Origin of the sequence: Aeromonas sp. A35_P (assembly GCF_002259925.1) — a bacterium.
Lineage (GTDB): Bacteria > Pseudomonadota > Gammaproteobacteria > Enterobacterales > Aeromonadaceae > Aeromonas > Aeromonas dhakensis.
On the sequence record NZ_NEVB01000193.1, the window covers coordinates 22,095 to 31,341 of the forward strand.

Genomic DNA, 9,247 nt, shown 5'->3' on the forward strand with positions numbered 1-9,247 from the left:
GTCAGAGCCTCTCACGTAGTCGCCGGCACACCTCGTCCAGAGCTTGCTGCAGCGGGGGTAGCAGGGGTTGCCGTGGATCCCGTTTCCACTGCTCGATCACCTTCACAAGCGGGGTGGCTCCCACCATTTTGGCGGCCCCCTTCATCTTGTGTAAAGCGGCTTCCAGTGCCATCTCGTCTGCTTGTGTGACACAGCGCTCAATGTCGGCCAGATCCTGCCTGGTTGCCTCCAGATAGAGGGGGATAAGCTCTGGCGCCAGCATGGACACCTCCCGCTCAGCCCAGACCTCCCCCTCGGCGGGTACACCGCTTTGAGGGGGAGGCTCGGGTGTATGCGCCTGTGCAGACTCGCCCAGGCCGCGCAGCAGATTGGCCAGATCTTTAAGCAGCAACGGCTTGTCCAGATGGCCGCGGCAGCCGCAGCTGGCCAGTTGCGCCGCCGCCGGCTCGCTGAGGTCGGCGGTGATGACATAGGTGGGCAGATGCTGCCAGCGCGTGGAGTCTCGCAGTCGACGACAGAGCTCGGCCCCGTCCATCACCGGCATCTGCAGATCGGTCAGCACCAGATCGACCGTCTCGTGCTGCAGCATGTCGAGCGCCAGCTGACCGTTGGCCGCGCTGATCACCTGGGCACCCAGCTGGGTCAGCTGCATGCTGATCAATACCCGGTTCACCTCGTGATCTTCAACCAGCAGCACCCGCATCCCCTGCCCTGGCTGCGTGATCATGCCCTGGGCGGAGGGCACCAGCCGCGGCTGCAGCAGGCTGACCACAGAGCCAGGTACCCAGGGTTCGCCCTGCCAGTCCCAGTAGCGCAGCCCCTGTTCATCCTGAGCAGCGATCAGCAGCGGGCCGGCCGGATCGTCCTGCAGATCGAGCTCACCCAGCCAGGGCAGCAGATAGTCCCGCTCCGCCCCGTCGAGCGCCACATGGACGCTGCTCACCCGCGGGCGCCAGCGCGGCATCTCCTGCAGCAGTACCAGCGGTAATACACAGATGAAGCGGCTGCCGCCGGTCGTGCGCGGCTCGACCCGGATCTCGCCCCCCATCTGCTCCATCAGCTGGCGACAGATGGCAAGCCCGAGCCCGGTCCCCTGGGCCCGCGGCTGGCCCTCCTCCCCGCCCTGTTCAAAGGGCAGGAACAGGCGTGGCAGCAGCTCGGCACTGATGCCGGGCCCCTCGTCATCCACCCCGCACAACAGCTGGGTACCGTCCCGCCGCGCCCACAACACCACCTCGCCACGGCTGCTGAACTTGATGGCATTGGCCAGCAGGTTGTGCAGCACCTGCTGCACGCGGTGGGGATCCAGCTCCACCTGGGCGGGTAGCCGGTGATCCAGATCCAGCCGTAGTTGCAACCGCTTGGAGCGCGCCTTGGACCAGTGCACGGCGGCCACGTGCTCGCACAAGTCCACCAGATCGGTGGGCTGGGGCGAGAGCGCCAGCTGCCGGTTCTCGTTGCGGCTGAAATCGAGCACATCGTTGAGCAGGCCCAGCAGCTCATCCCCTGCCTGCCTGACATGGGAGAGCGCAGAGTGCTGCTCGGCATTGAGGCTGGTGTGACTGAGCCACTCCAGCAGCCCCAGGATGGCGTTCATGGGGGTACGGATCTCGTGGCTCACCGCCGCGAGGAAGCGGCCCTTGGCCAACACGGCCTGCTCGGCTCGCTCATGGGAGGCCTGCAGCGCCTGTTCCTGCTCGACCCGCACCGTCACATCCTGCACCACCCCGTATACCCGCCACCCCAGCCCAGGCAGACTGCGCCCCCGGCCGTAGAACTGCAGCCAGCGGGTACCCTTGAGCGGATGCTGATAGCGCAGGGCATAGGAGAAGGGCTGGCCAGCCTGCAACATCTCGCGCATGGGCTGCTGCATCTCGACCTTGTCCTGCGGCGCCAGCCGTCCCAGCGCCTCGCCCGGATTGCGGCGGATCTGCTGGCTGGCCAGCCCCAGCAACTCATAGCTGCCGCGACTGATGAACTCCACCTGGCGGATCCCCTCCTTGTGCAACAGGAACTGGATCACCACGCCGGGCACCGTATTGGTCAGCGCCCGCAGGCGACGCTCGGCCTGGCGCAACAAGCGGGTGCGCTCGCGCAGGGCACTGATGTTGGAGAGCGCGATGAGATCCCCCGCCGGCGATTGCTTGCCAAGCTGGAGCGGGATCTGGGCATAGGAGTAGACCTGATCACCCAGTGCCATCTCCCCCTCGCTCTCTTGCAACTGGGCCTGTGGCAGGTGCAGTTCCGCCAGATAGCGGGCCTCCAGCCGCTTGGCCTGCTTGTTGCGCTTGATGATCTCACCCTGATTGTCCCGCAGGAACACGGGCACCGGCAGTGCCTGGAACAAGGACTCCCGGAACTGGCTTTCCAGTGCCAGAGTCCGCTCCATCTCCTGGCGCTGACTCACCTCCCGTGCCAGCTGCTGACGCGAGCGCCAGATCAGCCAGATGACACCGGCACTGATCAGCAGCGCCAGCAACACCGAGCCCAGCCAGATCCCGTAGCTGACCCCGGCCTGCTGGGTCAGCACCAGTCGGTGCCAGCGCAGTTTGAGATCGTCATTCTGCTTGCCGGTGAGGGTCATCAGACTCTGCTCCATCACCCCGGCAAGCCTGGGGCTGTGCCGACTGATGGCAAACCCCAGCCCGAAGCGCTGCGGCAGCTCCCGCACCTCCAGTCCGTCCAGTTGATTGTTGCGAAGCGGGTATTGCAGCTGATAGAGCTCGGCCAGCATGGCGTCAGCCGCGCCGCTTTGTACCGCCGCTATCCCCGCTGCCAGAGTGTCGCTCTTGCGCCAGCGATGCGTGCCCTCCAGACGGGTCAGCATCTCTTCGTCATAGAGAGTGGCGGGCACCACTATCTCACCCTTCACCGACGCCAGCTTGTCGAACGGCTGCGTCTTGCGGCTCACCAGGGCATAACGGCTAATCGCCATGATCCGGGTGAAGTCGAAGACATTGGTCAGGGCCGGTGTTTCCAGCAGGCCGGCCATCATGTCCGCCTCGCCGCTTTGCAGCTTGGCCAACGCCTCTTCCCGGCTGGTGGTGGGGATCACGTGGAAGTTGAGACCGGTCTGCTGGCTCACCAGCTTCAGCACGTCCGCACTCCACCCGTTGAGATCACCCTGCTCATCGAGACCGCTGTAGGGCATCAGATCCGGGTTGACCACCAGCTTGATGGCGCTGGAAGTGCCAACCAGCCAGGCCTGCTCCTTGTCGGTGAAGTGGAGCGGGTTGATGTCCTGTTCCCCCTGCGCCAGGTAGCGGTCGAGATCCTGATAGAGGGAGCCCGGTGGCAGGTAACGGATAGCGGTGTCGATCAGCTCGCGCAGCGCCGGTTTGTCCCGCATCATCAGCCGGTAGCTCACCACCAACTCGTCGCTGCGCAGGCGTCGCAGCCGCAGCCCGGTGTCCGGGTATTCGCGCATCAGGTAACGCAGCTGCAGGTAGTCGCCGAGGTAGGCCGTTCCCTTGCCTGCCGCCAGCGCCGCGTACCAGTTGTCCGCCTCGGTCAGGGGCTGCTGGGTTGAATGAGGATAGAGGGCCCGCAGCACCTCGTTCGCCTGCCAGATGGGTGAAACCAGGAACCTGGCCTGATCCAGCTCGCCACGATAGAGGATGGCGGACTCGGCCTCCAGCATGGCACGGCTGAGCGCCATCCCGGGCAGGACCTCCAGAGAGGGACCCACGTTGGGAATGAGATCGCAACGCCCCTCCAGCAGTCCGCTGCGCACGGCAGACCAGTTGGGCAACTTCTGGTAGATGAGCGGAAAGGGTAGCAGCTCAGCCAGCCTCGCCATCTGATCCACCAGCAGCCCACCCGACTCATCAAGATAGGGAGGACGGATGAGCGCCGGATAACAGATGGTCAGCGACTTGGTGGCATCGGCAAATGCCTTGGCGGTCGTGGAGAGAGGCAGATTCATCGCCTGCAGTGGCGCGGCCAGCAGCAGACCTAGCAGTAGACTGGTTTTTTTCATGAAAAAGTAAAAGCCAGGCGGTTGCCTGGCTTTTTGTCACTCGTTGGGCTCAACATTTTCGACCCTGGCCTTGAGTTTCTGACCAGGGCGGAAGGTGACCACCCGCCGGGCGCTGATGGGAATATCTTCGCCGGTTTTCGGGTTACGTCCTGGACGCTGGTTCTTCTCACGAAGATCAAAGTTACCGAAGCCTGAAATCTTGACTTGTTCACCACGCTCAAGCGCTTGTCTGATCTCTTCAAAGAAGGCTTCCACCATATCTTTGGCTTCACGCTTGCTCATCCCGAGCTGGGTGAACAGGTGCTCTGCAATGTCGGCTTTGGTAAGCGCCATAGATCAATCCCTCAAGGATGCATTCAACTCTTCACCAAGGGCCCGCACGACATTGTCCACGGTCTCGGCAATCTCTTTCTCCTCCAGAGTGCGCTGGGTGTCTTGCAGAACAAGACTGATGGCCAGGCTCTTCTTGTCCTCGGCCATACCAGCACCCTGGTATACGTCAAACAAGTTTATTCCAACTACCTGATTTCCGCCAACTTTTTTAATTACTGCCAGCACATCGCCGGCCAGAACCGCAACATCAACCACCACGGCAATGTCACGGCGGTTGGCCGGGAACTTGGAAACTTCGGCTGCAACCGGCACCTTGGCCGGGGTCAGCTTGTCCAGCTCCAGTTCGAACATGACGGCGCGGCTCTTGAGGCCCAGCTTCTTCTCGAGGCTCGGGTGGATCACGCCGATATGGCCGATTACGGCGCCATTGCGCAGGATGGCCGCGCTCTGGCCCGGGTGCAGGGCACTGTGCTCGGCCCGCTCGAAGGTGAAGGTGGCCCCTTCGGCGGTCAAGTCCAGTACCGCTTCCAGATCCCCTTTCAGATCAAAGAAGTCGGCAGCGCGGCTCTTGATGTCCCAGTGCTCGTCGCTCTGGTCGCCGGTGATGATGCCGGCCAGCATGGGCTCCTGACGGATGCCGTTCTCGGCATTTTCGTCCTTGATGAAACGCAGGCCCTGCTCGAACAGGCGCACGCGCGGCTGCTGGCGGTTCTGGTTGTAAACCACCGCCTGCACCAGACCAGGGAAGAGTGACACGCGCATGGCGGACATCTCGACCGAGATCGGGTTCGGCAGCACGATGGCATCGCTCTGCGGGAACAGGGTCTGCTGCGCCTTGGGATCGACGAAGCTGTAGGTGATCGCTTCCTGGAAGCCACGGGCGACCAGCAGGTCACGCACCCGCTTGAGGGTCACCTGTCCTTCCGCCTGTTCCACCATCGCCAGAGAGGCGGCGGGTTTGAGGTTGGGGATGTTGTTGTAGCCGTAGATGCGGGCCACTTCCTCGATGAGGTCTTCCTCGATGGCGATATCGAAACGCCAGGAGGGAGCCAGCGCGGTCCAGCCGTCGGCGTCCACGGTCACCTGCATGCCGAGGCGAGTCAGGATCTCGACCACCTGCGCATCCGCCACGCTGATGCCGATCACCTTGTCGAGCTTGGCACGACGCAGCTTGATGGGAGCAGCCTTGGGCAGATGGGCATCGGATTTGACCTCGATGACCGGACCCGCTTCGCCGCCGCAGATATCCAGCAGCAGACGAGTGGCACGGTCCATCACCTTGGCCTGCAGATCAGGGTCGACACCGCGCTCGAAGCGGTGGGAAGAGTCGGTGTGCAGACCGTAAGCACGAGCCCGGCCGGTGATGGATAGCGGCGCGAAGAAGGCGCACTCCAGCAGGATGTCGGTGGTGGTTTCGGAGACGCCGGTGCGATCGCCGCCGAAGATGCCGGCCATGCAGGCAGGGCCCTGGGCGTCTGCGATAACGAGCGTGGTCTCTTTGAGCTTCACCTCGTTGCCATCGAGCAGGGTCATGGGTTCGTCGGCCTTGGCGCGGCGCACCACCAGTTCCCCTTCAAGCGTCGCCAGATCGAAGGCGTGCATCGGCTGGCCGTATTCCAGCAGCAGGTAGTTGGTGATGTCGACGATGGCGTCGATGGAGCGAATACCGCCACGGCGCAGCTTCTCCTGCATCCAGAGCGGGCTCTGGGTGTGCAGGTTCAGCCCCTTGATGACGCGGCCGAGATAACGGGGGCAATCGGCCGGCGCTTCGACCCGGATCGGGAAGGTAGCGTCGATGGTGGCAGCAGCAGGGGTCCAGGTCGGCTCGACCACGTCCACGCTGTTGAGCACGCCGATTTCACGGGCCAGACCCGCGATGCCGAGGCAGTCGGCACGGTTCGGGGTCAGATCCACGTCGATGCTGACGTCGTTGAGTGCGAGGTATTCGCGGATATCGGTGCCGATAGGGGCGTCAAGCGGCAGCTCGATGATGCCATCGGCCTCGACGTCGATGCCCAGCTCGCTGAAGGAGCAGAGCATACCGTGAGACGGCTGACCACGCAGCTTGGCTTTCTTGATGGTGAAATCACCCGGCAGGGTCGCCCCGACCTTGGCCACACAGACTTTGAGGCCGGCGCGGCAATTCGGCGCGCCGCAGACGATGTCCAGCAGCTCTTCTTCACCCACGTTGACCTTGGTCACCCGCAGCTTGTCGGCGTCCGGGTGCAGGGCGCACTCGACCACTTCACCCACCACCACGTTGTTGAACTGGCCAGCCACCGCTTCCACGGCGTCCACTTCCAGACCGGCCATGGTGATCTGCTCGGCCAGTGCGTTGTCACTCAACTCGGTGCGGACCCACTCCATCACCCAGGATTTACTGAATTTCATGTTCTCTCGCCCTTACTTGAACTGCTTGAGGAAGCGCAGGTCGTTTTCGAAGAAGGCACGCAGGTCGTTGACCCCGTAACGCAGCATGGTCAGGCGCTCAACGCCCATGCCGAAGGCAAAGCCGGAGTATTTTTCCGGATCGATGCCGACCGAACGCAGCACGTTCGGGTGCACCATGCCGCAGCCCAGCACTTCAAGCCACTTGCCATTCTTGCCCATCACGTCCACTTCGGCGCTCGGCTCGGTGAACGGGAAGTAGGAAGGACGGAAACGAATGGTCAAGTCTTCCTCGAAGTAGTTGCGCAGGAAGTCGTGCAGGATGCCCTTGAGCTCGGTGAAGCTGGCATGCTCGTCAACCAGCAGACCTTCAACCTGATGGAACATCGGGGTGTGGGTCATGTCGTAGTCGTTACGATAGACGCGGCCCGGCGCTATGATGCGGATCGGCGGCTGCTGGTGTTCCATGGTGCGGATCTGCACGCCCGAGGTGTGGGTACGCAGCATCAGATCAGGATTGAAGTAGAAGGTATCGTGATCGGTACGCGCCGGGTGGTGCGCCGGGATATTCAGCGCATCGAAGTTGTGGAAGCCATCTTCAATCTCGGGACCACGGGCAACCTTGAAGCCCATCTCGCCAAACAGGCGCTCGATGCGCTCGATGGTGCGGGTCACCGGGTGCAGACCGCCATTCTCGATGCGGCGGCCCGGCAGGCTGACGTCGATGGTCTCGGCGGCCAGCTTCTGGTTCAGCACGGCAACTTCGAGGGCTTCACGACGCCCGTTCAGGGCATCCTGAACCTGCTGTTTGGCCTGGTTGATCACGGCGCCCGCGGCGGGACGCTCTTCAGCGGACAGGGCGCCCAGGCCCTTCATCTGCTCGGTAAAAAAGCCCTTTTTACCCAGATATTTGACCCGGATTTCGTCAAGGGCGGCGATGTCGCTTACGCCCTCAATTTCGGCCCTGGCTTGGCCGACTACTTCTTCAAGCTGTTGCATGTCTTCCTCGTCACCACTCCCGGTACAGGAGCCTTTAGGCTAAATAAGGTCAAGAGGGGAATAATACAAAAAAAGCCCCTTCACTGACCATAGTTAAGGTGCCCTTTTCTCCCTGCAAATCATTTTGTTATATCAAGCAAGTCCCAAGAGCTTCCCCACTTGTCCGAAATAATGAGGATTTAACCTAGCTTGTTGGCATATTGAGCTGATAGCAGGACCTGTGAAGCCTGCTCCCCCGCTGCACCATCCCACTACGGGCAACAAAAAAGGAGGATCTATTCCACTTCACATACCCATCAAATCAACAAGATGCATATCAACGAGTCATGCGCTAATTGAAATCACACCAGAGCTTCGCAACGACACTCAGGGCGCCATGACTGGGCACTTTCTCTCATGCGGTAGGCGGTGGATGTGCCAATGTATCGAGGAAAATCACATCGCTGAGGGGTTTCTTGCGTACCGCTCCCCTGCTTGCAGGGTCTGGCCATGGCTGCGTCACTAGTATGCGATGAGTTCTGAGAGCGGCCGATTATCCGCCAGACAATCCACCCACTTCCCTGCCTTGCGGGAACAGTCGGCATCACCCTTACTTTAAGGTCTGGGGCGGCATGATGCCGCGTAGCCATCGACAGGAATTCAGTATGAAAAATGCTACCACAGGAATGATCTGGATCACCCTGATCAGCGCATTGTTCACCAGCCCATTGAGTGCCAACAGCGAAGATCCTATGCATGATCGCGGCCGTTATCTGCTCAAGATATCGGGCTGCAACGACTGTCATACCCCTGGCTATGCACAGAGCGGAGGTGCAGTACCTGAGAAGGACTGGCTGACCGGTGACAGCCTCGGCTGGCGGGGTCCCTGGGGCACCACCTACCCGAGCAACCTGCGCCGATACATGCAGACAATCAGTGAAGAGCAGTGGCTGGCCCGGGCAAAAAACCGGCAATACCGGCCACCCATGCCATGGTTCGCGCTAAGAGATATGTCGGAAGACGATCTTCGCGCAATTTACCGTTTCACCAAGCATTTGGGGCCAGCAGGTGATCCCGCACCAGCCTATTTGGCGCCGGAGCAGATGCCAGGGGGGCCCTTCGTTCAGTTCCCTGCCCCACCCGCTCCTTGATCACCGGCCAGCACTCAACGATATGACCCGGAAAATGTGGACACGAGGAAAAGCGGAAACAATTTAAATCAATAAGTTACCTGATTACCCATGATTAGCAGTCACCCCGAACTATACTGATCTTATGCACAGTTATCGAGGAGCGAGATCATGGCCAAAAGCAAAGTCCAATTCCAGAAAGGCTACAGCCTGTTTGAGCTTCTCAAGGACTATGGCACTGAAGCTCAGTGCGAAAACGCGTTGTTCACTTGGCGTTTTCCTCACGGCTTTGTCTGCCCTGAATGTGCCAACAAGACCTGTTGTCACCTGAAAAGTCGGCCACGCGTGCTGCAATGCAATCACTGCCATCACCAGATGTCATTGACTGGGAACACTATTTTCGCAAACACCAAGCTCCCGCTGACCAAGTGGTTTCTGG

The 9,247-nt window shown here is 61.3% G+C and carries 6 protein-coding genes; 2 read left to right on the plus strand and 4 right to left on the minus strand.

Annotated features, from left to right (window positions below):
• Window position 1 precedes the first annotated feature (1 nt).
• Genes CAK78_RS13000 through pheS form a run of 4 tightly spaced genes read right to left on the minus strand, consistent with a single transcriptional unit; the run spans window position 2 to window position 7,699 of the window.
• Entirely contained in the window at window positions 2-3,961 is a 3,960-nt protein-coding gene (locus CAK78_RS13000) for a hybrid sensor histidine kinase/response regulator (RefSeq protein ID WP_176452783.1), read from the minus strand.
• A 54-nt stretch (window positions 3,962-4,015) separates the two neighbouring features.
• On the minus strand, window positions 4,016-4,312 hold the full coding sequence (gene ihfA, locus CAK78_RS13005; RefSeq protein WP_005300715.1) for an integration host factor subunit alpha: 297 nt from the start codon (window positions 4,310-4,312) through the stop codon (window positions 4,016-4,018).
• A 3-nt stretch (window positions 4,313-4,315) separates the two neighbouring features.
• Window positions 4,316-6,703: a phenylalanine--tRNA ligase subunit beta gene (gene pheT / locus CAK78_RS13010; RefSeq protein WP_094697545.1), complete on the minus strand. Its 2,388-nt coding sequence runs from the start codon at window positions 6,701-6,703 to the stop codon at window positions 4,316-4,318.
• Window positions 6,704-6,715: 12 nt separating this feature from the next.
• Window positions 6,716-7,699 (minus strand): phenylalanine--tRNA ligase subunit alpha, encoded by a 984-nt coding sequence (gene pheS / locus CAK78_RS13015; RefSeq protein ID WP_005300689.1) that lies wholly within the window; start codon window positions 7,697-7,699, stop codon window positions 6,716-6,718.
• A gap of 644 nt (window positions 7,700-8,343) precedes the next feature.
• On the opposite strand from pheS, the gene CAK78_RS13020 reads away from it, so the two are divergent.
• Together CAK78_RS13020 and CAK78_RS13025 are read left to right on the plus strand one after the other, a co-directional pair.
• Complete coding sequence (locus tag CAK78_RS13020; protein ID WP_217900830.1) at window positions 8,344-8,829, plus strand: hypothetical protein; 486 nt, start codon at window positions 8,344-8,346, stop codon at window positions 8,827-8,829.
• Window positions 8,830-8,979: 150 nt separating this feature from the next.
• On the plus strand, window positions 8,980-9,247 hold a 268-nt coding region (locus CAK78_RS13025), incomplete at its 3' end, for a transposase (RefSeq protein ID WP_141214188.1).

Coding starts and splice junctions, on each gene's coding strand:
- ihfA (WP_005300715.1), bottom strand. CDS start 4,312: ATGGCGCTTACCAAAGCCGACATTGCAGAGCACCTGTTCACCCAGCTC.
- pheT (WP_094697545.1), bottom strand. CDS start 6,703: ATGAAATTCAGTAAATCCTGGGTGATGGAGTGGGTCCGCACCGAGTTG.
- pheS (WP_005300689.1), bottom strand. CDS start 7,699: ATGCAACAGCTTGAAGAAGTAGTCGGCCAAGCCAGGGCCGAAATTGAG.
- CAK78_RS13020 (WP_217900830.1), top strand. CDS start 8,344: ATGAAAAATGCTACCACAGGAATGATCTGGATCACCCTGATCAGCGCA.